The 25916-nt window shown below is 43.3% G+C and carries 15 protein-coding genes; 10 read left to right on the top strand and 5 right to left on the bottom strand.

The window, feature by feature from the left end; all coding sequences use genetic code 11:
- Positions 1-1281: 1281 nt before the first annotated feature.
- On the top strand, positions 1282-3780 hold the full coding sequence (locus M886_RS08590; RefSeq protein WP_011034141.1) for an oligosaccharyl transferase, archaeosortase A system-associated: 2499 nt from the start codon (positions 1282-1284) through the stop codon (positions 3778-3780).
- 356 nt (positions 3781-4136) lie between these two features.
- Here the strand turns inward: M886_RS08590 and M886_RS08585 are convergent, their stop codons facing one another.
- Positions 4137-5603 carry a DHH family phosphoesterase gene (locus M886_RS08585; RefSeq protein WP_015412380.1) on the bottom strand — a complete coding sequence of 489 codons (1467 nt, stop codon included), beginning with the start codon at positions 5601-5603 and terminating at the stop codon, positions 4137-4139.
- Positions 5604-6449: 846 nt separating this feature from the next.
- Here M886_RS08585 and M886_RS08580 point away from each other — a divergent pair.
- The 7 genes from M886_RS08580 (at position 6450) to M886_RS08550 (ending at position 13258) form a co-directional block, all read left to right on the top strand.
- Complete coding sequence (locus M886_RS08580; protein WP_048051033.1) at positions 6450-7952, top strand: bifunctional ADP-dependent NAD(P)H-hydrate dehydratase/NAD(P)H-hydrate epimerase; 1503 nt, start codon at positions 6450-6452, stop codon at positions 7950-7952.
- A 192-nt stretch (positions 7953-8144) separates the two neighbouring features.
- On the top strand, positions 8145-8330 hold the full coding sequence (locus M886_RS08575) for a hypothetical protein (protein ID WP_048051032.1): 186 nt from the start codon (positions 8145-8147) through the stop codon (positions 8328-8330).
- Between the two features lie 138 nt (positions 8331-8468).
- The gene (gene moaC / locus M886_RS08570; RefSeq protein ID WP_048051031.1) at positions 8469-8942 is read left to right on the top strand and encodes a cyclic pyranopterin monophosphate synthase MoaC; all 474 of its coding nucleotides are present in this window, start codon (positions 8469-8471) and stop codon (positions 8940-8942) included.
- 105 nt (positions 8943-9047) lie between these two features.
- On the top strand, positions 9048-9899 hold the full coding sequence (locus M886_RS08565) for a ribose-phosphate diphosphokinase (RefSeq protein ID WP_048051689.1): 852 nt from the start codon (positions 9048-9050) through the stop codon (positions 9897-9899).
- 60 nt (positions 9900-9959) lie between these two features.
- A complete protein-coding gene (locus M886_RS08560; protein WP_048040731.1) occupies positions 9960-10757 on the top strand; it encodes a hypothetical protein in 798 nt (265 codons plus the stop codon).
- A 362-nt stretch (positions 10758-11119) separates the two neighbouring features.
- A complete protein-coding gene (locus M886_RS08555; RefSeq protein ID WP_048051688.1) occupies positions 11120-11929 on the top strand; it encodes a C15orf41 family protein in 810 nt (269 codons plus the stop codon).
- A 330-nt stretch (positions 11930-12259) separates the two neighbouring features.
- Positions 12260-13258 (top strand): TIGR03557 family F420-dependent LLM class oxidoreductase, encoded by a 999-nt coding sequence (locus M886_RS08550; RefSeq protein WP_048051030.1) that lies wholly within the window; start codon positions 12260-12262, stop codon positions 13256-13258.
- 181 nt (positions 13259-13439) lie between these two features.
- Here the strand turns inward: M886_RS08550 and M886_RS08545 are convergent, their stop codons facing one another.
- Both M886_RS08545 and M886_RS08540 read right to left on the bottom strand, forming a co-directional pair.
- Entirely contained in the window at positions 13440-16652 is a 3213-nt protein-coding gene (locus tag M886_RS08545; RefSeq protein ID WP_048051029.1) for a DNA double-strand break repair ATPase Rad50, read from the bottom strand.
- Complete coding sequence (locus M886_RS08540) at positions 16649-18493, bottom strand: metallophosphoesterase family protein (protein WP_048051028.1); 1845 nt, start codon at positions 18491-18493, stop codon at positions 16649-16651. The genes M886_RS08545 and M886_RS08540 overlap by 4 nt, the downstream gene beginning before the upstream one ends.
- Before the next feature lie 440 nt (positions 18494-18933).
- Between M886_RS08540 and mmrce1 the strand changes: the two genes are divergently transcribed.
- Together mmrce1 and M886_RS08525 are read left to right on the top strand one after the other, a co-directional pair.
- Positions 18934-19764: an MmRce1 family CPBP family CAAX prenyl protease gene (gene mmrce1 / locus M886_RS08535; protein ID WP_048051027.1), complete on the top strand. Its 831-nt coding sequence runs from the start codon at positions 18934-18936 to the stop codon at positions 19762-19764.
- 584 nt (positions 19765-20348) lie between these two features.
- Positions 20349-20897, top strand: coding sequence for a rubrerythrin family protein (locus M886_RS08525; protein ID WP_048043868.1), 549 nt, complete (start codon positions 20349-20351; stop codon positions 20895-20897).
- Positions 20898-21056: 159 nt separating this feature from the next.
- On the opposite strand, the gene M886_RS08520 is transcribed toward M886_RS08525, so the two are convergent.
- The gene (locus M886_RS08520) at positions 21057-21656 is read right to left on the bottom strand and encodes a sarcinarray family MAST domain-containing protein (protein WP_011034119.1); all 600 of its coding nucleotides are present in this window, start codon (positions 21654-21656) and stop codon (positions 21057-21059) included.
- A 6-nt stretch (positions 21657-21662) separates the two neighbouring features.
- Positions 21663-25781, bottom strand: a complete 4119-nt coding sequence (locus M886_RS08515) for a DUF7286 family protein (RefSeq protein ID WP_048051026.1) — start codon at positions 25779-25781, stop codon at positions 21663-21665.
- Between the last annotated feature and the right edge of the window lie 135 nt (positions 25782-25916).

The following is a 25916-nucleotide window of genomic DNA, read 5'->3' as shown; positions in this document are numbered from 1 at the left end:
AAAATATATTACAATTCATTTCACCACTTTACACAGAAAATACTGCAGCAGGATTAATTTCTTAAACTTAGACTCATTCTTAATCGTCCCTGTAACTTTCTCAATAAATAAAGATATAAATATTACTGCTGGCACCCCGTTTATTCCGTCTGTCCTCTCATACCCCTGTAAATATTCCGAGTTTCACCCCATTCTTCAAAATAATCATTATACTGTTGATCTTTTCATATAAGATAAAGTTTCTCCCATTTTATCTCCACAAAAATACTTACTGTCTATTGAAACGATTCCAAAGGAAGTTATCCCTCATAATAAAAATAATTTTTGAGAGCCCGTGTGTAAATAACCCATGGATCTTCAGACCAACCTTCAGACCAACTTCAAGTTATCTCCAGACAATTACTGAGGGTTCTTATTGTTCGGGTTATCTCACTATCGAGAGTATATAAAAAAGCGTATAGTCTTCGCGAATCTCTATGTGTATTTAGAGATCCCAGGCTCCCACATGCATTTATCCTGTTGAATCTTCCAGCAAATAATTATTCTACCCGTCCCCACTGCGTCAGCGTCTATCCAGAAACTTTGCAAGAAGATATCAAGTATCCGTCATTCTGTGAAACGTGTTACTCACTATAATATTATTCTCGATAAACCTTATTACAAAAATGGATCCTGTATACAGGCAATAGAGTAGAAAAGTCATAGATTGTAAATAGCATTAATCTTGAAATTGCTTCTTAAAAGATAATGAACTTATATTCCCATTGTCTTCAGAATTTATAATATAGAGGAGAAGATAAAAATGATAATTATGATATGCTGAGCAGGGCAGAAGATGATAAAAATCTGAATTTGTTTTGTTTACATATGGTATTCCAGCACAGGAACCTTAAGGTAATAAGAAAGAAAGATGACACCGGGTAATAAGATTAAAGAAAAGAGTTCGTAAATAAATTACGGAGAATTAAGAATATTATTATGGATAAGTCAGTTTTGTGGAAAATGTAAGAGTGGCAGTGAGAGAATATTTAAATAGTGCCCTGACATATTAAGCTAATTTGCAATTCGGGACCCGGTGAAAACGATATTTTAAGAGTCAACTTTATAAGTCCTGGCTTCTTACAGAAGGAATCTGTTGAAGCATCTTATAAACAAAGGAAAATTTTTAAGGAAAAGCAAGAACAAGGCAAGAACAAGGCAAGAACAAGATTTAACCTATAATACTTCATGTATTAAAATCCCCAAACCCCCTCCTCATGGGTAGAAAAAAATACAACCGAGTTGATTATTACGAATAATATAACGAGGATTTCGGAGACAAAAAAGATTCCAAAAAAAATCAACCTGGGGATAATATCCCTGCTTATAGTTTTCATGATAGCGTTTCTCATGCGCATGCTCTCCTATGCTTCACTTACCGCAGACGGAGGCATAACCTTCACGGGCTATGATGAATTTTATCATATGCGGCGCATTCTTTATACGACTTTTAATTTCCCCAGCTTCCTTAACTTTGACACCTACATTAATTATCCTTATGGTTTTGAAGTTGGGTGGCCTCCATTCTTTGACCTGTTAGGTGCTCTGCTTGCAATAATTCTCGGAGCAGGACAGCCCGATGTACACACCGTCGAATTTGCAGGAGCTATTTTACCCGTACTGCTCGGAGTCCTGACAATAATCCCGGTATATGTGATTGCAGCCTCAATCTTTAACAGAAAAACAGGACTTGTTGGAGCTTTAGTTTTTGCGGTTCTGCCCGCTCACGTATATATATCACGTTTTGGGACAGTTGACCATCATGTGGCTGAAGTGTTCCTTTCAACAGTAGCCTATGCGTTTTTCATACTTGCGTTAAAGCAGGCAGGGGAAAGTAAGCTTTCATCAGGTTCGCTTAAAAATATATCATCAGATAAAAAACCTGTAAAGCCTCTGGTTTATTCCGCGGTCTCAGGGCTCTTTTTTTCCCTCCTCATATTCACATGGGTAGGAGCTCCTGCCTTTGTCAGTTTTATTGTTCTTTACGCATTAATTCAGGCAACACTCGACCTTAAAACAGGAAGAAAATCGGATTACGTATTCATTTGCTCTGCCGTAGCCCTGCTTGCAACACTTCTGTTTACCATTCCTCTCTCGGCCGGGGCGGTCCGTGAAGGACTTGAGATGAGTGCAATGTACCTTTCCTGGTTCCAGGTAGTGTATCTGGTGATCATGCTTACCGGAATACTCCTTCTCTGGGGCTTTTCATCATACGCCTCAAAGAAAGAAATGGACTGGAAGTATTATCCTGGCATTTTAATCCTCGTTTTTGGCTCAGGGCTTCTTTTCCTGAGGATGTTTTCCGGTGAATACTACGCTTTTATTATTGAAGGCATGAGGTTCTTTTCAGGCAAAGGAGAATACATAAGCACGATTGTCGAAGCAGTCCCCCTGTTTTTGACAGGGCAGGGAAAATTTACTCTTTCAGGGGTGCTGGGAAGTTTCGGGCTTACTTTCCTCACTGCACTGGCAGGTCTTTTCCTTCTTATCCTTGAATTGAAAAGCGAAAAATCAAGACCTGAAAATATATTTTTCCTTGTATGGACACTTTTTTATGCTTATCTTGCCCTTTCCCAGAGACGCTTTACCTATCTTTTTGCATTAAACGTTTCAATTCTTACTGCCTATCTCTTCTGGGTTCTGATGGAATCTCTTGATTTCGAAAATGAAATAAAAAAGCTGATAAAACGCGGGAAGGGAGAGAGGAAAGTTTCTGAAACCGCTCTTCAAACAGAAAAAAAGTCATCATTAAAAAGGAAGTCGAAAAACAGGCAGGTAACGGAATCAAAGAGTAAGACTGATGAACCGGACTACTTTAAACTTGTTTCCGGAACTGCACTTATTGCACTTATTTTTGTTTCTTCGATCTGGATTGATGTGACTTATGCAAAAGATGGTGTCTCTATCGACCCTGGATGGCAGGACTCTCTTGAATGGCTTGAGGCTTCCACACCTGAGACTTCCTATTATCTTGAGCCTTCAGAAACCCCTGAGTATGGAGTGCTCAGCTGGTGGGACTACGGAAACTGGATAGTATATGTGGGAAAGCGCCCCGCAGTTTCAAATAACTTCCAGACAGGTGTAGAAGACTCTGCGAACTTCCTCCTGACAGATTCAGAAGAAGAAGCAAAAACAATAGTTGAGAAACTCAAAGTAAAATATGTAATGACAGACACACTGATGGCAGAAGGCAAGTTCAGTTCTATTACCTCGTTAGCAGGGAAAGAGATTGGAGAGTATTACGAAGTCGAAACCGTAAAAGGAGATACAGGCCTCAGGACCGTTGCGACTCCCAAACAGGCGCTTTTGCAGACTCAGGTATATAAGCTTCACAAACTCGACGGGACCTCTCTGGGACATTTCAGGCTGGTCCACGAAAGTGCCGTGAATTCCACGGATGATGGGAACAGTAAAGAAAATACTGTAAAGGTATTCGAATATGTTAAAGGGGCAACTCTTTCAGGCACTGCAAGCCCTAACGAGACCGTAATGGCGACACTTGAGCTCAGCTCAAACACAGGCAGAAAATTTACATATCAGAAAGGGGACGTTGCAGATGAAAATGGTTTGTTTGAGATAACTGTTCCCTACTCAACTGAAAGCACAGGAGACGGAGTTCATGCTACATCTGCCTACTCGCTGACATCAGGGGAAAAACCGATCACCAGTGGCATTCAGGTGACTGAAGACGATATTTTGAACGGGAACAGAATAGAGGTAAAAGCCCCTGAAGGAGCATAAAAAAACCTGAAAAAACCAAAAAAGTTAAAAAGATAAAAACGGATAAAAAATCTAAAAAGTCTAAAAAAAGACCTGAAAAAGTCTAAAAGCCTAAAAGTGTAGAAAGGTCTGAAAAAATCTAAAAAATATATAAAACCTAAAAAATGGAGGAAAGAAAAAAATCTTTCCTTATTTTTTCCTTAGAAAATCTGGTAACTTTTCTGCTGAAGGCTCTTTTTCCTTTGAAAGCCAATTTTTAAAGCTTATTCTGTTTTTTAAGGCTTATTCTGTTTTTTAAGGCTTATTCTGTTTTTTAAGGCTTATTCTGTTTTTTAAGGCTTATTCTGTTTTTTAAGGCTTATTCTGTTTTTTAAGGCTTATTCTCCGGCACTTTCCACCCCTACAGCGCTGAGAAACCTCTTAACGACTGCTTCGTTAACGAGCCTCAGAAGTGTCTGCCTATCTTTTGTGGCACTGAAAACTCCGAGAGGTATCTGGGCACCTGCTGCATTTGCATGCCCTCCTGCATCTTCTCCAAAAGCCTGGCGCATAATCTCTCCAAGGTTGACCCTTATATCGTTGCTGCGCCCGGAGATATAGATGCGGTCTTCCGAAACCCCGAAGACAACGGTTGTTGAGATTCCCTCAAGGCTCAGGAGATAATCCGCAGCCTGGGGAAGGGTGTCCCTATCGCGGATGTTACCGACATTTGAGAGAAGGTAACTCCCAAGTACCTGCCGGTTCCGAATAGCTTCCCCGAGTACCTCAAGGGTTTCAATAGCCATCGAAGGCTGCTCGAGCTGGTCCAGTATCCCGTGGTTCGAAAGCGGATAAAGGTAGGAAGCAGCAGAGAGGTCTGCCGGATCGGTTTTCCGCTTAAAGTCCTGAGTATCGGTCCTTATACCATAAAGCAGAGCCGTTGCGAGGGTTTTGGAGATATTGATATTCAACTGCTGCAGGTACTTTGTCATTATGGTGGCTGTCGCCCCGAAGTTGGGCCTGATGTCGATATATTCAGCCTTTATCTCGGTTTCTCCCGGAGGATGGTGGTCAATTACAATTCCCACGTAGGAGTTGGGGGGAACCATATTATTAACTCCCGGGATCGAGCAGTCTATCAGGGCAATTTCGTCAAAGTCCTTCAGATCGTGCTCCTCCATCTTGCCGAGATCAATCCCGAGAAGGTTTACGAAAGCCTTGTTCTCCTGATGCCCTATCCTTCCATGGTAGAGAATGCTTGCTTCAACACCGAGGCTTTTTGCAATTTCCTTTAAGGCAAGCCCGCTGGATATTGCGTCAGGGTCAGGGTTGTCATGGATTACGATGGCAAGTTTTTTATCCCTGATTCCCTTCAGCCACCTGGCAAGCCTGTTGCCCCTGTGGACTGATTCGGCTCTCTCGAGAGAGCGGGAAAGAGAGCTTGCAACGAGCTTTGAAGGCATAAAGACATAATCCGACCCCAGGTCTTCCATCTTTTCTTTATTGATGATATCCGAAGCCCTGGAAAAGATCTGGATATCAGGGTTTACCACTTTTTTGAAGTTTTCAATTCCTTTTCTGTTAGCCTCATTGTTAGAACTCAGGAAGAGTATTGCAACGACGTTTTTAAGATCAATATTATTAACGAGTTCAGGATCAGAGATATCTCCGAGAATGGCTTCAAACCCTTCTTCCCTGAGAGTCTCAATCTTGGCTTCGTCCTTATCAACAATAATTACAAGCTTATTGCTTTCCCTGAGCTCTTTTGCAAGAGCAAAACCAATGCTACCGCTACCCAAAATAAGATACCTGGGTTTAACTGTACTTTTAAGATTGCTATCCGCATCTTTTGAAGAATTAGACAAAAATCGTCCTCCTGCTTTCATGTAAGTTCAGACACGTGCAAAGGAAAGCAAACATTTGATCAGATTCCTGCCTGCTTACAATTTTTTCACTTTTCTCTTTACGGGATACAAATATAAGAATAACGAAAACATTACATTGTTAGACATAAGGCTATTTAAAATTATTTAAGTATCGAATCCGATTCATCAGTCAATTTTATAATTTACATATTCGCTTTCGTTTTTACAACTCGAGTCTCGAATACTGATGTTTTTTGAGATTTGCTGAGATTTGCTGAGATTTGCTAATAGATTTGCTAATAGATTTGCTAATAGATTTGCTGATATTAGTTATCTAACCTGAGTTATTAGTTGCTTTTACTATACATTTCTTACCCTTACTGAAGCCTTAAACCTTGCTTAAGCTGCATGTAACTGAGAAGTTTCCTGAAGAGAACCGATTGTATTGCTGAGCGGCTTTGATTATAAGGCGCTTACAGCATAAGAGTTGATCCTTGACAGTTGATCCTTGACAGTTGACCTTTTTTGCCGGTACATATGCTATATCAGAATACAGCATATGTATAGTAAATAACAGCAGATAAGTTTTCCTCTGTATAAATTATTTCAGTATAAAAACGCAGGTAAATAAAGATAGCAAAAGAACTCATAATGGGTGCTGAAGAAACAGGGAAAATACCCTGGAAAATACCGGGAGAAACTGGTGAGATATTCCAGCTTCCGGGAAAATGAGTCCGGCTAAGAGTCCGGCTAAGAGTCCGGCTAAGAGTCCGGCTAAGAGTCCGGCTAAGAGTCCGGCTAATAATCAGATTATACAAGTTATAAAAAAACCTGCAGGCGAAGGGCATGAAATATATCAGTTCTTTAAGAATGAAGGCGATAGACAGAAACTGTGCATATCTGGGGCTGCTCCCGCTTCAGCTGATGGAAAATGCAGGCGCAGCTGTTGCACGGAGTGTAAGGGAAAGGCTTGGTAATGGAAAAGTGCTGTTTGTGGCAGGAAGGGGAAATAACGGGGGCGATGCTTTTGTTGCTGCCAGACACCTTGCAGGCATCCCGGGATACGCGGTAAGGGTCATACTGCTGGGAAAGGGCAGTGATATAGGAAGTGAGGAAGCTTTTCATAATTTTTCCCTGTTAAGGTTCAGCAGGGTGAAAACACTCGAAATCAGGGACTCAAACCAGCTCACAGCCTCGGAATGGTTTTCCGAAGCAGACCTGCTTGTAGACGCTGTTTTCGGCACAGGGGTAAAAGGAAAGATAAAAGAGCCCGAGTCAACTGCAATTGAGCTTATAAATAAAGAAGGAAAAGACGGAAAAACAGTAATTGCCGTGGATATCCCGTCCGGGCTTGACCCTGAAAGGGGAGACTTTGACAAAGCCGTATATGCAGACCTTACCGTAACCTTTCACCGGATGAAAGCCGGACTTCTTACAGAGAAGGCAAAAGAATACACAGGTACGATAAAGGTTGAAGAAATCGGAGTCTGCGCAGACGCTGAACATTATGTGGGCCCGGGCGACCTGCAGATGCTCAGAAAGAGAAAATTCGATGCACACAAAGGAAATGCCGGAAGGATCCTTATAATAGGGGGAGGTCCCTACTCAGGGGCTCCCGCACTTGCAGCCCTTGCAGCCCTGAAGACAGGTGCAGACCTTGTAACAGCAGCAGTTCCGGAATCTGTAGCCAGAACAGTGGCGTCTTATTCCCCGGATCTCATTGTCCGAAAACTCTCTTCAAACGTGCTCTGCCCTGAAGACATGTCCATTCTGCCTGATCTCATAAATTCTCATGACATGGTCGTAATGGGGATGGGGCTTGGAAGAGCTACGGAAACACTCGAAACTGTCAGGAAAATTCTGCCCTTTTGCAGGAAAATGGTGCTTGATGCCGATGCCCTTTCAGCCCTGTCAGGTGTCCTCTTTGAGACCCTTGCCGGAAACTGTGAAATAATAGTAACTCCACACGGAGGAGAGTTTGCGCTGCTGAGAGGTGTGGAAACCCCTGAAGACCATGACGCCCGCGAAAAAGCTGTCAGGGAGTTTTCCGAGGAAAATGGGGTGGTAACGCTCCTGAAGGGGAAGACAGATATTATTTCTGACGGAAAGCAGACCCTTCTGAACAGGACAGGGAACCCGGGCATGACCGTAGGAGGTACGGGAGACGTACTGGCAGGCATAACGGGGGCTTTTTTTTCAAGAAACCCGGCATTTCTTTCCGCAGCCTGCGCAGCCTTTATCAACGGGTCAGCCGGAGACCTGGCATTCGAGAAATCAGGAAATGCACTGCTCGCGACCGATGTGCTTGAAAAGATTCCTGAAATAATCAGGGAAGCAGGAATAGGATGAAAAGAAGCAGGAACAGGACGAAAGAGTTATACCATAACAACCTGCCCAAAAAATAGAACTTTATACAGAAACAATACTCAGATAATGCTCAAATACTACTCAAACAATATTCAAAAATAACAGTACAATACTCGATTAATAATCAATATTCGATTAATGATCGATCATACACCAGGAGAGGGGGAAATAGAAATGGTACGTGATTTTGAGAGAAAAATAGACGTGGAAATCGAAAGGACAAAGATCAGGATCACTGTTTTTCATGGGGAAGACGAAGAAGTTGTGAAGCTTAACCTTGAAGAAGCCGAAGAACTTGCAGAAAAATTGGAGCAGGCGATTGAGGATTACTCGCAGAGAAAACAAATAAGGATTGACTGAACAGAAAAATTGAAATTGGAAATTGCTGTTAAAGAAGGCAGGAAATAATAAAAGAAATTAAGAATTGATATGAAATTGAATTGATATGAAATTGAAATTACATAGAGTTCCGGACAGTAATAAAAACGCGGTGGTGTCGTGGAGAAATCTTTTACTCATATTGAAGCCGGCAGGGCACGAATGGTCGATATAAGCGAAAAAAACGATGTTTCAAGACTGGCAAGGGCTGCCGGAGAAATCGTGCTTTCTGCAGAGACGCTGGAGAAAATACGGACAGGAACCGTTGAAAAAGGAAATGTTTTTGCAACTGCCAGGGTTGCAGCTGTCCTTGCAGTTAAAAAGACCCCCGAAATAATCCCAATGTGCCACCAGATCCCCATAACAGGGATAGATGTAGACTTTGAGATAGGGGAAGAAGCGGTTTCTGCTGTGGTCGAGGTCAGGACTGTCGGGAAGACGGGAGTTGAAATGGAGGCTCTGACAGGTGTCTCTTCTGCTCTGCTAACAGTCTGGGATATGGTAAAATCTGCGGAAAAAGACGAAACCGGCAACTATCCTCACACACTTATAAGAAATATCAGGGTGCTTGAGAAGCTAAAGGGTAAAGCTTGAAAAGATAAAAATGGCATTGAAAAGCTAGAGCCTGAAAAGCAGGGTCCATAAAAATAAGTTTTTTAAAGGATGGAATATATCAAGACGGCAACTGAGGTATATATCTTGAAGATCATAGGTGGACCAGCATCACAGTTACTTGCCAGCCGCACAGCCAGAGCTCTGGGGACAGAGCCTGTTCTCTGCGAGTTTAACCGCTTCCCTGACGGGGAACTTTATCTTAGGATAGCAGAGGAAATAGAAAACGAAAAAGTTACCCTCATCCAGAGCACGCCCACTGACTCTGATTTTGTCGCCCTGCTCCAGCTTATCGATGCCTGTGAAGGGGCAGCCGAAATAAATGTTGTGATCCCTTACATGGGCTATGCCAGGCAGGACAAGAAATTCAAGTCAGGAGAACCCGTAAGTGCCCGTGCAATTGCCCGCTGTATCAATGCTGACAGGGTTTTTACAATAAATATCCATGAAAAGAGCGTGCTTGAACACTTCCCTTGCCCCGCAGAAAATCTTGACGCAGCAGCCCTTATCGGCTCATATGTTGCAGGTTTCGGCCTTGAGCGCCCCATGCTGGTCGCTCCCGATGAAGGAGCACGGGGGCTTGTGAAGAATGTGGCTTCAGGACACGATTTTGACCATGACCACCTTCAGAAGACAAGGCTCAGCGGAGATACAGTTGTAATCAAAACAAAGAACCTTGATGTAACAGGCAGGCACGTTGTCCTTGTGGACGATATGATTGCAACCGGAGGGACAATGGCTGAGTCGATACGGATGCTTAAATCCCAGGGAGCAATTGATGTCCACCTTGCCTGTGTACACCCTGTCCTTACAAGAAATGCAGCTTTAAGGCTCTTCCATGCAGGTGTAAAAGACATAATAGGAACCGACACGCTTGAAAAAGCCGAAAGCAAACTGAGTGTTGCCCCTCTTATTGCAGAAGCCCTTTCCGGGCTCTAACTGTTTTGCTTCACTTCATCACCGTTAACTATTTTTTATATTCTGCATATTCTTATTATCATGACCCTTCCAGAATTTTGTCCACTTGATGAATCCCAGACATGCAAAGGGCGGGAATGCCACCTCTTCTGCCTGGAATGGAGAACAAGGGAACCTACCTGTCTTATAGGTTATAATACAACAAGTAAGGTCAGGTCTAACAAAGCTGATCGTAATAAAGATACATATGCCGCAGATACTTTCCGCAAATTGGGAAGCCAGCCCCAGCCAAGATGGAAGAACGTTTCTGAAAAAGGGGACTGGACACCTACCAGAATGGCAGAAAGACCCCCGGAGAGGCCGGCTGAGAGAAGAGAAGACAAATTTTCTCATGTTGCGGATAAAGATTCAAATAAATTATTCTTTGGATGCAGGGAAGAAACCAGATGTGTAAAACCCGAAAAGAGCCCTGAAGAAATCCAGGCTGAAAGGTTACAGAAGCAGGCTGCAGGTGAGGCTGAAAAAGCTTCCCGGAGGCTGGAAGCCAGGCTGAAAAAAGAGCCCCTTGACGAAAGCCCGATTATATACGCAGACCCGAAGCAGAAGGCTCAGGAAAAACAAACAGCCCAGGAAAAACCAGGGATTCCGGAAAAAACAAGGGTTCAGGAGAAACCAAGGGTTCAGGAGAAAATAATCTCCAGAGATAAACACGCAACAATCTTTGCACCCTGTGACGGGGAAGAAAAGAAAGATATTTATCCTTCCAGCAGGGAAGAGAAATCCAGAAAAATGGCGGAAAGTAGAGATAAACGTAAAAAATTTGATGAAGTAATGGATATAGACCTTCCTGACAATTCCAAAGAGGAATTCTGGAGTTAAAGAATCCCTCATTTATGGAAAGTATCCTGATTTACTCAAATTAACCTGAACGGCGGCAGGCTGAAGTTTCAGAAATCATTTAGAGCTAAAAGAAAAATTCTTTTCGCTCTCTGAGCTTCAGGCAAGCCTGCACAGCCTCCTTAACGACACCGGAATTTAAGGCCTGATTCCGGATATCTCTCTTTCCGGGATTTTGCTTCTTAAAGCATGGTCTGAAAGTAAGGGTCAAAAATTTATATAGAAAGAAAAAGATAAAAGTCTACAGGAAAAAAACCCCTGCATATTGGAAAGTTCGTTTTCCGTTCATGTTATTCAACTTTATTTTCTATGTTAAAACCAGAAAAGGGGCTCACTGATTGAGAATGGACCGCCAGACATACCAGAAATTATATAGTTCGCTGCATAACTTCAGAGACGTTTTCCGCCTCTCAGAGGAAGATACCAGGCCTCCTGGCATGCTTGCTACCATTCTTAATCAAAAAATAGTGAAAATGACGAGGTTCAAGCACAGAAAAGTCTATTCCAGAGAAAAGGAACTATTTTTGCGGTGGAAACAGGGAAGGTCCATTCTTGAACTTGCAGAACACACATTTTTTCCTCCAACCCTCATGGCTTCCTTAATCCTTAAAAACTGTGACCTGTCCCGAAAAAATATAAACTGGCTGTTCAAGCACCTGGACTGCATTGAAAACCGCCGCCTGAGAAGAGAAGTCAGAAAAGCTCTTGAAGCAGACTATTTCTTCTCTCCGCGCGCCCATGAGATGCAGTGCAAAAAGGGTGAAATGGGAGAGGAAATTATCCGCAAATGGCTTGATGACAGGGAAATTCCTTACTGCACCGAAGCTGAAATAAGAGCTCAGGGAGACGGCAAGACCCCGGATTTTGTCCTTTCCGACCCTATTCCCATAGAGGACCACATGGTCAGGTGGATTGAAAGTAAAGCCCTTTTTGGGGACGATTTCGAACACAAGCATTACGCAAAAAAACAGTTCAGGGAATACGCCGACATTTTCGGAGAAGGCATGGTAGTTTACTGGTACGGTTACCTCGAAGACCTCGGTTCCGAAGACGAAGGATACCTGATAAAAGACCACAGCTTTTTTGGGGAATATAAAGAGCAGACTGATGAACTGTTTAACTACCTGGTTTACTGGGAATCTCCAGTAAAATAAGCAGGACTACAGGCCAGAACGGAATAGACCGGTAAATGAACTAAATAAACCGGGAAATATCTGACTTTAATTTCAACTTTAAAATTTTAACTTTAAACTTAGATACGCAATCACCAATAGAAATCTTGCTGAAACAGATCCAGTTTTACATAACCGGTTCGAATTTTACCTGTCATGTTCTAATTTTACCTGACATGTTTCAGTTCATTTCCCTTTTGAGTCTTCCAGTACTATTTTTATCGCCACATTATCAGAGGCGTCAGGACCTTATTATATTAACGCAAAAAATATAATTATCCGAGATATAACTGGAGATACCGGGGGTCAAATATGTTAAAAATAGGATACAAAATTGGAGCTGAACAGTTTTTACCGTCAGAGATGCTTGAGCAGGCGATTGTAGCCGAGAAAAACGGGTTTGAAAGCATAGATGTGAGTGACCATTTCCATCCCTGGAGCGAAGAAGGACAGGCATGTTTTTCCTGGAGCTGGCTTGGAGCCGCAGCTGCAAGGACAGAGACCATTGAACTGGGACCCGGAGTTACATGCCCCATCCTGCGCTATAACCCGGCAATTATTGCCCAGGCAGCAGCAACTGTCTCTTCTCTGGCTGGAGGCAGGACCTACCTTGGAGTCGGGACCGGGGAAGCGCTCAATGAATATCCGATAACCTTCGAATGGCCGGCTTTTAGAGAGCGCCAGGCAATGATGATAGAAGCCGTACAGCTTATCCGCAGCCTGTGGACAGGAGAAAAAGTAGATTTTCAAGGGTGCTATTATCGGACAAAGCAGGCTAAACTTTATACCCTGCCCAAAAATGAGATTCCTATCTACATTTCTTCCCTTGTTCCGAAAAGCGCCTATCTTGCCGGGTATTATGGAGACGGCCTCATTACCGTAGGAGGGTCTCTTGAGATACCGGAATATGAACGGATGCTCTCTGAGGTCAGAAGAGGGGCTACTGATGCAGGCAGAGATTTTGAGAAGATGCCAAAAGCCGTGGAGCTTTTTGTGGAGTATACAGATGATACCGAAAAAGTGGTTGAAAGCTTTAAAAAATACTGGGCAGGCGCTATGATCCCGGCACTTTTCCTGAATAAAATCTATACTCCTGCCATGTCTGCTCAAAACGGCAAGGTAGTTGGCAGAGATACTATTCAAAAATCAGTCTGTATTTCGGGAGACCCTGAAAAGCACATAGAATATGTAAAGAAGTACATCGATGCAGGTTTCACACATTTTTATTTTCATTCTGCAGACGGGGACCAGATAGACTTTCTTGAAAGGTACGGAAAAGACGTTTTACCTGCTTTAAAGAAGATGGGATGAATTTCCCATCAGGTTTTATTTTTTTACATATTACAAAGTTTTTTGTAATTTCCGGCTTTTGCCTGTCTTTTTGCCTGACTTTTTTGCCTGTCTTTTTTACCTGTCTTTTTAATCTGTCCACTTTACAGGTCCTGTTTTTATTTACTTTCCATTTCTGGAAAAAGGGATTTTAAAGTTTATTTCAGATCTTTGTAATCGATGACATATTGGTAAGAGGGTCTTTTTCAACCTGGAAGACATGGTCAGCAGAATCTATAAGGGACTCGTCGTGGGAAACCACTATGATCTGCCCCACTCCGATGCTGCGCATCATGTCTATGAGTTTCAAAAGCTGCCTGACATGCCCGCGGTCAAGGAAAACTGTGGGCTCGTCAAGGATCATCGGAGGAAGCCCGTCAGGCCTGTCCCCACCAAAACCGAGAGCAAGAAGCCTGTAAATGGCACAGCGCAGGACAAGGTTGAAGATTGCACGCTCTCCGCCGCTCAAAAGTTTGGGCTCAAGAGGGGTCCCGTCTTTTCGATAAACCGTCAGGTTGTATTCGGGGTCAAGCTCGATATGTGAATAAGCATTATTCGTATACATGAAGCTGAACATCTCATTCAGGAGAATTGAAAGGGCTCCTATGTTCCTTGCCCGCATATCAGCCCGGACGCGCATATAGGTGTTTTCAAGCTCATCAGCATTATTGTATACGGCTTCAAGATAGAGCCTTTTGTTTTCAAGAGCCTTCAGTTCTTCTTTGAGTTCCTTTAAACGCTTCAAGCTGTTTTCTATCATGCCGATTTCTTTTAGAAGAGTATCCTTTTCGGCAGTTATTTCCCGGATTTTCTCCGTCATATTTACCTGCGCTTCTTCAAACAGGACGCGTTTCTGCTGGAGCTCTTCAAGCCTGTTTCCTTCCAGTTTTCTTTCCAGCTGCCTTATCCTGTCACTGCGCTCCACAATCTCGCGGTCAAAGAAACCTATCTTTTCTGCGAGGTTCCCAATACCAGCCTCAAACTCGGATATTTTATGCTTTATATTTTGCATGCGGAGCAGGTTAGCCTGAAGTTTTTTTGCCTCCCCAAGAAGCCGTGCACTTTCGATGTGGGCTTTTTTTGCCTCTTCTTCATTTTTGCGCGCAGTTTCCAGGGTAAGTTCAAGAGCTTCGAGTTTTTCTTTCGACTGTGTTTCTTTTTCCGCAAATGCCTTTAACTTTTCATTTAGTTCTCCAAGCCTCTGCCCGTAATTTTCTATCAGCGCAAGAGATGTACGGATTTTGCCGTTCAGGGATTCGATTTCAGAAGCGTTTTCAGCCAGCTTTCTTTCAAAAACTTTTGCCTCCCTGAGAGCTTTTTCACTTTCAAGATGGACTTTTTGAGCAGCTTCTTCCTGCTCCTGCAAAGCTTTGATATCCAGACGGAGCTTGCTTCCAGAGGCTTCAAGTTCCTGCTTCCGCTTACCAGAGCTTTCGAGTTTCAAAGAATCTTCTTCTATCCGGGCTCTGTGGGTATCTATCAGTTTTTCTGAGGCTTTTGCCTTTTCAAGGAGCTTTTCAATCTCGATATCATAATCATATGCCTGTTTCTCCAGCTTCTTTGCTTCCTTAAGCCGGTTGAGCTTTTTCTCAAGTTCAGCCCTCTGCAGCTTTATGTCAGCAAGTTCCAGAGAAAGCTTTTCTTTTTTCTCTTCGCACTCTTCTGCCGTGCATGCAATTCCTGACCCTTTCAACTCCTGCCCGCAGGTAGGGCACTTCCCTTCGGCAAGCAGTTCCCGGTTTTTACGGAGGGTATTTTCAATTTCCCTTAAAGTAACCTCAAGCTCCTTTTCTTTTCCATGAAGACGGTTTTTGTTTTCCAGCAGAAGCTCGTTGAAATCCTCAAGGTTTTCAAGCTGCTCCTCTGTGAAACCAAGAGCCTTCAGCCCTGCAAAAACTTCAGATTTCTGCTCCTGAAAATCCAGCACTGCTTTTGAGTTGTCCCTGATTTCCTTTTCAAGCGCCTCAATCTCCGATTTCCCTTTACTGACCGCAGCCCTGCATCTTTGAATTTCAGAATCAAGCTCACGAAGGCTTGCATCCCCGGATTCTTTTTCCTTAAGAGCGAAGCCAAGTTTTGTCGAGACTTCATTTTTCCGGTCTCTGAGAAGGCTTTCCTTTTCTTCGAGTTCCTTTATGACTGAAACAATTTCGCCAGCAGCTCCAAAACCTGCTTTTTCCCTCAGCCCCTTATTTTCCTCTTCGAGCTGCTTTATATTTGCCCTGTACCCTTCAATTTCTTTATTTGCAGCTCCGATACTGGATCTGCATTCAACAAGAACACGCTCAGTCTCAACTTTCTCTTTTTCAAGCTCACGCAATGCCTGTACGCCTGTTTCTTCTTCTTTCAGGAGGAGGGCAAGTTCTTTTGATCCGGCATTTACTTTTTCCCTGGCAGAAGATTCCGACTTTTCCTGCTGCAAGAGCAGGGCTTCAATGTCAAGGTCTCCAAAACCACACTCTTCCCTCATGCCAGAATTTTCTTCGCCGAGTTCAAGCAGAACACGCCTTTGCACCTGTACTTCTTCAGAAAAGGTTTCTTTTTCTTTAAAGCAGGCAGCCTTATCTTCCTGAGATTTACGGATAGCCTGCTTCAAAACCTCAATTTCCTGCAGGCGTTCCCTGTATTCGGCAATCCTGAGGTCAAGTTCTCCTTTACGTGCAGCTGCAAATTCTTTCTTTTTATTAAGCTCTTCGAGAATAGCATCATTTTCTTTTACTTTCTGCCTGAGCCTGTTAACAGCTGCAACCGGTTCATTGCTTTCGATTCCCTCGATTTCGGCTTTCACTCCCAGAAAGCTGTTTTTTGCATCCCTTTCAAGCCTTCTTACAGCAGTCTTTGCATACCCTGCCCTTTCGCGGTACTCCTCGAGTTTTCCAAGCTGCAGCAGGTCATCAATCATTCTCTGCCTGTCCTTTGGCTTTGCATTGATAAGGACGTCAATCTCCCCCTGCCGGATATACGCGCAGTTCCTGTATGCCTCTTCATCCATGTTCAGGAGGGCACAGACTTCTTCATAGGTGCGGGTTGCCTGGTCAACTATATTATCTCCATCAGCAAACAGCACACATCTTGAGTTCGAAGCATTTTCACTTTTTAAAGAATACCTGAAAGCCTGCTCAATGAGATACTCCCTGCCAAGGTGTTCAAATCCAAGATGAATCTTTGCACTTTCCGCCCCTTTGAAGATCATATCAGCAAGCACAAAGTCTTTTGAAAGGATTTTGCTCCCGAAAAGCCCCATGAAGCAGGCTTCGAGCAAACTTGATTTCCCGCTTCCGTTTACCCCGGAAATTACAGTTACTCCGTCTTCGAAGGCGAAGTCCAGCTTTTTATAGCTCCGGATATTTTCTATGTACAGGTTTTTCAGCTTCACAGGTAATCACCAAGGTTATACTGTCTGGGAACGGCAGATTTTTCTTTTCCTTTCCTATGGCTCTGCTTTACAGATTTTGTGGCTTTATCCGGAACCCCAACAGGCTTTTCTTCAGAAAGCTTTTCGTCCACAGGCTTTCCTTCTACAGTTGCTTCAGAATTTTCCTTCAAAATTTCAGGCGACGGAGTGCTTTCAGGCGGAGAGATAGCCGAGAAACCAGCCTGGGAGTTATCTGAGAAACTAACCGTTGAACTGGATGGGGGAGCAGTAATGACTCCGGAATCAGGAGTTACTTCAGAAATTTCTCCTTCTGCAGCTGTTTCCGCAGAACCGGCAATTGAACCGGCGGTTTCGGGTAATTCAGGGGCTTCATCATGTTTTTCAAAAATCTTATTGAGGGACTCGTTGAGAGATTCAGACCTTTGAATTCTCACAGGAACCCTCAGGGTTTCGGATTTCGCTGCAACTGTTGCCGTAAACTCAGTTACTCCTGCAGGCTCGGGATTTTCAATTTCTTCAGCCGCACCTGCCGGTTTAAATTCTTCAGGCTCTTTGATTATGGCAGAGCTGGAAGGACTAACAGCACTTACAGAGTCGATTGGGCTGACAGACCTGGAAGACTCGATTGAGCTGACAGACCTGGAGGGGTCAACCGGACTGACATGACTGACAGGGATTTTTATCATGAAATCCGGGTCTTTGAAATCTATTGCCTCGATCAACCCGAGAAGACGGTTCTCGGTCTCTTCATCAACCCTTGACCTTGGCACATCCGGGCTCCGGATAATTTCATCAACTATCAGCCCGCCGTCATTTAAGCTCATCCTGCGGAGCTCTTCGGCAACAGCCCTGTCAGGGTCATGAAATGCGACCTTAATAACTTCTTCCGGAATCCCCTCTTTCACCCTTGCATCTTTGACCTTTGCCACAAGAGCTCCTTTGCTCAGGAGGTATTCTTCGATTTCACTGAAGGAGAGGACTGAACCCGAGTCTCCTGAAACATCCAGAAATACCACGGATTCAGGAATCTCTTCGAGGTGCTCGTTTACGGCAGAAAAAATCTGTTCGAAAGGCTTTTCTTCCCCGTCAACTTTTGCAGTAATGAAAAGGAAATTTCGGGTAGGGATCGTCCTTCTACTGATTTCCAGCCCTTCCCCGGAAAGAGTGATAATGCTGTAAGAACGGGGCTCTTTTTCAGATGCGCTGTTGCGTTCCGTGCTCCCCGAGTATGTGACCCATGCCTCCCCCACCTTTATTTTCTCATACTCATGGTAGTCACCGAGGAGAACTGCATCAGCCTTAAAAGGCAGATTTTCTATCACCTCAGCGCAGTCCCAGTCCGCATACGGGAAAGGCTGCACGATCTGGTGCATTACGAGCAGTTTCCTGCAGTTTTCCGGCAGAGGTCCCGGAATTTCAAACCCTGAGTAATCATAAAGAGGAATTTTGGATTTCGGGACGCTGTCAATCCCATAAATTGCTACATCTCCGACCAGCTTCGGTTTTTTCCCGAGCCTCTCCGCAAGCCCCATTTCCTCAAAGAGGTCAAGCCACTGGGTACTTTGCTTGCTCTCGTGGTTCCCGACAATTCCGAAAAAAGGTATGTTTGCAGCCTTCAACCGGAACAGGATGTTCATGGTCTCAAGGAGGTCTTCAAGGGTCGGGTTCCTTGAATCAAAAAGATCCCCCGCATGCACGACAGCATCAACCTGCATGTCAACAGCATCCTTTATTACCGTTTCAAAAGCCTTAAAAAAGTCCTGCCTACGTACCTCGCTGTGGTACTGCCGGTATCCCAGGTGCGTGTCTGCTGTGTGGAGTATCCTTATTTCCCGATCCATGGTATCAGTCTCTATCAGTCTCTAGTTTTTACGGTATAGGGATTTGTATATTAGTATTTAACTGATTTCCACAGAAGCAAGGTTAAGAAAGTTATATCCCTCAAAGGAAACCTAAATGCCATTTCCCATTTATTCCCTTCAATTGTGGTAAACGTAAGTTAAGTTGTCAAGGATTCCTTTATAACTCCTGGCAGTGCTGCTAATTTGCTTTAAATATGAAATCAAGTTTTTGTATATTAGGGGGAAAAATGATCTCACTATATGAAATTTTTTTATCCAATAACGTTTTGAAATATATGATTTTACAGAAAAATCGGCACACAGCCATTTTTTATACAATTCCAAAAAAGTTAAGAAAATATTTATACCTTTGACTATCAAAATGAATATAGGTACAAAAAATAAGGCCAATATCACAGCATTTAAATCTGGGTGAATAAATGATCCCCAGCTACAGGTACAAACCCGGAGTCTATTTTACCGCGACTTTTGTTATAACTTATACCCTCTGGTTTGCAGGGGCATATTTAAGTTTTCAGGATGATAGCGGGCTGTATATGTTATTAATGATACCCGGGCTGATGGCTCCTTTTCTTGTTTCACTGTTTATGATATCTACATCCAAAAATTCGGATTTAAAAAAGGATTTTATTAATCGGCTTATTAATTTCAGGTTAATAAGGCCAAAAGTGCTGCTGGCATTTTTTATAATAATGCCACTCACTGTTCTGGTATCTATCTTTCTTTCTCTTCCATTTGGTGAATCGACTTCTCAATTCCAATTTGCTGAAGGTTACTCATTTTCATCAGGGTTTGTCCCTGCGTTTCTTACTCTTCTCCTGGCTGCAACTTTTGAAGAGCTTGGATGGAGAGGATATGCCTTTGATAGTCTGCAAAGCAGGTACACTTTCTTTATGGCATCTCTTATTTTCGGCATACTCTGGTCACTCTGGCACTTCCCACTTATCTTTGTCAAGGACATGTATCAGTATGAGATTTTCCACGAAAACATCTGGTATGCAGTGAATTTTTTTGTCGGCGTCATCCCTATGGGAGTGATTATCAGCTGGATCTGTATAAAAAACGGAAAAAGTGTTCTGGCAGCAATTCTCATTCACGTTTCCATCAATTTCTTGCAGGAAGCTCTGCAAATGACCCAGTTTGCAAAGTGCATTGAAACTGTGGTTATTACTGCCGTTGCTGCCATTATTCTTGCATCAGATAAAAAGATGTTTTTTTCGAAAGGACATCTTGATGCTGAGAGGATCTGAATGACGAATAATTCCAAAGAATTCGAAAACTCTTTCCCTTACTTCTATCCCAAAATCTCAATGTGCCTTAAAAATTTTATCACTTTCATTTTTTCGCTGCTTACCCTGTTCTCTTTTATACATATCAAAACCGGAACATTTCGGACAGGAAAGCAGGTGAACCGAGACTCCTTTTTCACTACTGAAAGACCTTCCACAATATGGGCACTCTGCCATATTTTATAATTATGATTTATATCATTATTAACTTTTCCACACATTTACTTTGTGTAAAAACAATTTTCGGTGTTATTTCCTGAATTATTTCCTGTGCAATTTCTGCCTCTGATCCAGAATTATCACTGTCCGGAACAGCGCACCTTCAGGAAAATTTCTTCTGAGCCCTGTCCGAACCAAAAACACTTTTATTCTCCAAACCCTAATAAACAGCAAATTCGGACTTACACGGTTGAACTGAAAAGCAATAACATGGCTTACTGTCAAATAATAGATATATGGCAGGGATCTCACTTTTTGTTGGCAGCACAATCGCGTAAGTCCTGAAAATATAGAACTTTGAATTTTGTTGAAAAGGGGTTTTTTAAATGAAAAAGATGACAGAACAGCATCTGATCAATGCATTTGGTGGGGAAAGCCAGGCACACATGAGATATTTGCATTTTGCAAACCAGGCAGAGAAAGAAAAATTCGCAAACGTAGCTCGCTTATTCCGGGCAATCTCTCATGCCGAATATGTCCATGCAGGCGACCATTACAGGGCGTTGAAACACCTCAACGGGGGCTTTGTCGCAAACAGCATGGGAGCTTTCGGGCCGGGAGACACCCTGAAAAACCTTCAACTTGCAATCGACGGCGAAACCTTTGAAATTGAAGAAATGTATCCGGTATACATAGAAGTAGCAAAATTCCAGGGAGAAAAACTCGCACAGAGAAGTTTTGAGTGGTCTTACGCTACTGAAAAACTGCACAAACAGCTTTTTGAAAAAGCATTCGATGCGGTTAATGCGGGAAAGGATGTAGAACTCGGCCCTGTCCAGATCTGCGAGGTATGCGGATACACTCTCGAAGGAGAAGCCCCTGATAGATGCCCCGTGTGCGGTGCAGTAAAAGAAAAGTTTACTGCGTTTGAATAAGAACTCCTGCATACTTTTTTCAGATAGGCTCGTAGGTCAAAGGGCCAAACAATCCATTTTTTCCGAAAGACAAGCCTATCCTAACTTAAAAATTACTTTTTTTGGTCCTAACTTTTAAAAAGGATTAAGTGTAACTAAATAAATTTTTCCGCAGGCGTTTTACCTGCGGAACAGGGCAAAAACCAATGCAATAACTGAAAGCGCGCCGACAAGTGTAAAGGCTGGAGTAGATGCTGATGTGGGGGAGGATTCGGTTTCTGAAACTGGCTGCTCTTCAGAAGTGTGAATTTTGCCTTCGTAATGTTCGTTGGAAATCGTGCAGTAAGCGACTGTAAATTCTCCTTTTACAGCAGGTTCATCTTCTTCTATAAGGTTGATCTGATACCAGAAATTTATTGGAATCGACCCCCCAGCCCACTCATCCGTAGGAACGAGTGTCCATTCAAAAACATGCTTTCCAGGGTCTAAAGACTTTATATAAAATGTTTTTCCAAATTCTGACGGACCTTCTTTGACTTCAAAGAAATTACCTCCTAAACTACAAACTTGCACAAACACAGTGCTAGTCTGATTAAGTGTCATTTCAATTCTTACTTTGAAGGGTTCTCCAATTTTGAGTGTTGGTTTTGCAACCTCTTTACCAGGTAATATCTCATCATTGTAATAAACATCAATCGAACCATATTGGCTAGTGGCAGATACAACCCCCATTAACATTAAAAGAATAAATATAGAACATATAATGACCCTTGAATTCATAGTTAATCACCATTCATTGTATAGATCTTTATAACCTGCAGACTCTTCTGTACTACCTTCTATTTTATCTCCTACACCTTTAGGACTAGGACCAACAATTGTAGAAGCATAACCGTTGAATCTGAAATTAACTGGCTTGTTTTCACCTAGATACTCCCCTTTAAGAGTAATAGATTGTTGCTCTCTCACATACCTCTGCCCTTTATGTCCAAAGTAAGGCTTTGGAATCACCTCATTGTCATTATCAATAACAGTAAAAGTCTGATACTTCCCCACAATCTCATACGTCCAGACATTCACCGTAAAAATCCAGTGCGGAGGCATTACCGGAAGTCCGCAGGGAACAGCTGCCATCGTCCTGTCCAGTCTTTTTGTGATACTATCAGCTATCTCTCCCGAATATTTGTCTACAGTCTCATCTGCAAGGTTTTTTAGCTCATTGCCAATTTTTCCAAAAAGGATGTCAAGAGTTTCACCTTTGCTAACTGTTACTGCACAAATTCCGTTTGCAACACCCATTCTAACATCTGTATCGACCCTGTTAAGAACAGCTTCTAGCTCATCAGGTTCAGCAGATGGACGTGCGTTCCGAATTTCTGTTTTTATGATAGCAGCAAGCTCGGCTGCAAGCTGGTCTGTTGTGGACTTTTCGATTAACTCTTCATCTGAGAGGCTGTTAAGATAACCGGCTGTGACTGCGCGAACGCGGTCTTTTTTGACCCAGCCGGAAACAACAGGATTTGAGCTTACTTCACCGGTGACTTCTTCAATAATCTGAAGCCTCATTTCCCGGGCGTAGACCAGTTTAAGGTTATGCACGTCAGCATCAAGACGAGCAGTGTCCAGAGAAACACCCTGTTTGCTAAGGTTCTGTTCAAGCAGGTTAACCTCTGAGTTCAGGGTGGAAATACTCCGGCTGATCTGCATGGAAGTTTCGGTTTTTACATATTCGCCGCTTGAAGATATTGCATCGGCAATTTCTTCGGAGACGTTGGCTGTAAAAATGCAGGTGTTACGAACTCCAAGAGGATAGATTGTTTTTCCGCCCATGGAGTCTGCCCATTCATATTCTCCCCTGAGATCGAAGTCAGGATCGTGGTAGAGGTAGTTAGGCTTCTGGTCAACAATGACGGTCAGGTTTTCTGTCCAGTTGTATTTACTCTCGGGCTGGCCTGTGACTGTCATCGTGGAGATGATGCCCATTTCCTGCCCAAGGGCAGAGGCAGCCCGTTCCATTGCCGGGTTATCGAAAAGAGTCATTGGACCTGAGGTTACGCTGTCAAACGCACCGGTACTGAGGCCTTTTTCCTCAAGGGCGTCAAGGATGTAAGAGTTCAGGCTGGAATCCAGTTTTTTGTTCTTCTGCTCGATGTCTTTAAGCAGCCTGTTATAGGCTTCGTTTCTGGCAATATAGCGGGCAGAGTCACTGGAAGTGTATATTTTTCCGGCTGAAGTGAGATGCTGTTTTTTCTTTACATAGGTTTCCCGGCTTGATTTGAGATCACGAATTAATTTTTCGGCAGTCTTAACCTGAAGGTCTGTCGGATCCTGACCGGGAGATTCCAGAAGAGAATAATTGAATGTGGGGTTATCCCTCTCAATGGCATCGAGCATTTCCAGCACTTCTTCAGCCATAACCCTGTGAAGCCAGGATGGAATATTACAGACGACCCCCCGTTTTGAAAGGTAGTTTCCATCAGGGTAAGCCCAGTATGTACTCTCAATTGCTCTGAGGTCCACATAAGCAGCACGATATTTGTCTGCTGCGTCTGAACAGCAGGGATCAAATCTTTCTGCACCGGCTGTGTAAAGAGTTGTGTTTCTGTATTCTCTTTCTATAGGGTCAGTGTAGGTCGATATGCCTGAATAGGTTCCTGTGGGTGGACGCTGGTGATATACTACTGTCAGGTTTTCTGATTCGGTCTCATAGTGTAAAAGGGACTCAAAATCTATTTTGCTTACCGTTTCGAATTTCGAAGCACTTTCCGTAACCGAATGTGTTTCTATGGACGTGGTGCCATCTGCATTATGGTTTACAGTGTGCCAGGAATATGTGTAGGTATAGTCATAATCAATTTTCCAGGTTGTTCTGATATTATAATAAATATCATAACGGACTCCCCAATCAAATGTATGATCTTCCCCGCTGAGATAGCCGTCATCCGTCCTGCGCTCGGCAACAAGCCTGTCATTAGCCCTGTATTCGTAATGGGGTACAACCCTTACATTGGTTATATCCACGGAATTCAATCTAACGGAGGCATCCGTAATATACCAGCTTTTCAGCTTTCCTCTGGGAGGATTGATATCAGGATACATGGTGTTAAAATAGTAATTCGCAACATGGTGATTCCACGAGTAAGATGGGATACGCGACCCTGAATGTGTTCCGGAGGCAAAATAATCAGCATTCCAGTTAACAGTGTGCCCGCTGTATGAAACCGAATCACGGTCAAAGTCCACTGTGATTGTTGAAGCCAGAGGAGAAGGAGAACTGAACCCGTCTCTCAGGATCTGGCCCTGGACCGGAGCCGTGTAAACGCTGTTTGTAACGGTGTGGATAAGGTCAGGGTTTTCCTCTGTCCATACATGGTCATTGAAGACCCAGCCGTCGAGAACTCCCTGTGTATAGTCCGAAGCTGAAACTTCGATTTCCGAGTATTCGGAAAGATTATCATAGGAGGTATTTGCTTCTACAAGGGATTCTTCAATGCCTTCCTCCACATCCAGGGAAAAAGACCTGTTTTCTGCAAGAGAAGAATACGCTGTAGTAAGGTTCACGCCTTTATCCGTTTCGTAGGAAGACGCAGAGCTATTCGAGCCGGTTGAATTACCCAATGTTGAATTCATCAAGCCCGAACCTGCTTTTAAGCTGCCGGAATCGCAGACATCTTCATACAGGACCTTTCCATTGTAGTAAGTCGTGTACGTGAGAGCAAGAGGGTCAACCGAGTCAAAGACTTTTTTCTGAGTATATAGCGTCGCTCCGTTGACCGAACTTGCAAGGGCAGGATTGGTAAGGATATTCAGCGGCCCGTTTGCATAATGCTGCCAGGGACCATAGATAAAAGTCCTGAGGTTTGTCGCCCCCAGAACGAGATTTGAAGTAGAGTCCAGGCTTGAAGATGTTTTGAGTGAAAGTTCGTATTCCTTTACAAGTTCTTCAAGCAGGGGTTCTCTTGAAGTGATGAGAGTGGAGAGGTTCATACTCATGTTATATGTCTCTCCGGACTCGAGGTCAACAAGAGTGTAATTCAAAACAGGAATTTCGAATATATAGTAAATCGTGTAATTTTTGTCAGAGGGGAAAATTTCCCGCTGCAAAGTCCCGTTTACTTTTCTTATCTTTATCTGCTCGGGTTCTATATCGGGTTCGACGTTAATGGCATATCCCATGAATGTGTGGCTGTTGCCCTGATAGTTTGCCGAAAGCAGCCGGTTGAAAGATTCTGCCGTGATGTCCTTTATGGGGCCTGCTTCAATCTGGAACCAGTCGGAAGCTTTGAGTTCATCCCCGTAATAGAGCTCAATGGATGCATAGCCGGCTTTTGAATTCTCCGGGACTTCCACGTATTCATAAAAGGAAACTTTTTGAAGAAAGCCGGTAGCCTGCCCGTAATTCACGCGTTTGAGTTGCTGCCCTGCAGAGTCATTTACGACCAGGACAACATCCCTGTTTTTCCATAGGGACTCGACTCTTCCCCAGACATCTGAGGGCAGGTTTATGGAAATTTGAAGAGTGTCTCCTTTCTCAAGGTTCTGGTTTTGCGGAGTTGCCATGAAGTTATCTTCAGAGAACCTCTCGACAGGAGACCCTTCGGGAAGAATTATAGGATGTTCTCCCTGCCATTCCAGGGCTTCCATGCCTGCGTAATTAAGGCAGCGAGAGAGGTCAGATGCGGCAAGGTTGATAGCCTCCTGCCTTGGATCGCTTTTCTCTGTAGTATATATTGTTTCGGCAACCTCGCTGTCCATCTTCAGGAGATAGACAGAAGTAAAGGTTGCAATAAGAACAATGAAAATTCCTATTACGGCGTAAGGGATATAGGCACTGGTATCCTGAAAAAGCCAGGAACATTTAAAAAAGAAATGCTTTGCAGGTTGTTTACCAGCTATCTCTCTCACCCCGAAAATAGAAGATTGTAAAGAATTGGAAGTATAAGATAAAAAATATTAGAGAGTTGTATGCATAAATAGTTTACCTCCGATTGGGAGCTGATATAAATAAGAATAAATTTTGGGTGAATAAAATCCAGAGAA

The sequence above is a fragment of the Methanosarcina soligelidi genome, from assembly GCF_000744315.1.
Lineage (GTDB): Archaea > Halobacteriota > Methanosarcinia > Methanosarcinales > Methanosarcinaceae > Methanosarcina > Methanosarcina mazei.
Note: the sequence above shows the minus strand (reverse complement) of the source record. Positions and strands in the feature narration are given on the sequence as shown.

Excerpts from the sequence above, each read along its gene's own strand:
- M886_RS08580 (WP_048051033.1), top strand. The coding sequence starts at position 6,450 with ATGAAATATATCAGTTCTTTAAGAATGAAGGCGATAGACAGAAACTGT.
- M886_RS08575 (WP_048051032.1), top strand. The coding sequence starts at position 8,145 with ATGGTACGTGATTTTGAGAGAAAAATAGACGTGGAAATCGAAAGGACA.
- M886_RS08560 (WP_048040731.1), top strand. The coding sequence starts at position 9,960 with ATGACCCTTCCAGAATTTTGTCCACTTGATGAATCCCAGACATGCAAA.
- M886_RS08555 (WP_048051688.1), top strand. The coding sequence starts at position 11,120 with ATGGACCGCCAGACATACCAGAAATTATATAGTTCGCTGCATAACTTC.
- M886_RS08550 (WP_048051030.1), top strand. The coding sequence starts at position 12,260 with ATGTTAAAAATAGGATACAAAATTGGAGCTGAACAGTTTTTACCGTCA.
- M886_RS08540 (WP_048051028.1), bottom strand. The coding sequence starts at position 18,493 with ATGGATCGGGAAATAAGGATACTCCACACAGCAGACACGCACCTGGGA.
- mmrce1 (WP_048051027.1), top strand. The coding sequence starts at position 18,934 with ATGATCCCCAGCTACAGGTACAAACCCGGAGTCTATTTTACCGCGACT.
- M886_RS08525 (WP_048043868.1), top strand. The coding sequence starts at position 20,349 with ATGAAAAAGATGACAGAACAGCATCTGATCAATGCATTTGGTGGGGAA.
- M886_RS08520 (WP_011034119.1), bottom strand. The coding sequence starts at position 21,656 with ATGAATTCAAGGGTCATTATATGTTCTATATTTATTCTTTTAATGTTA.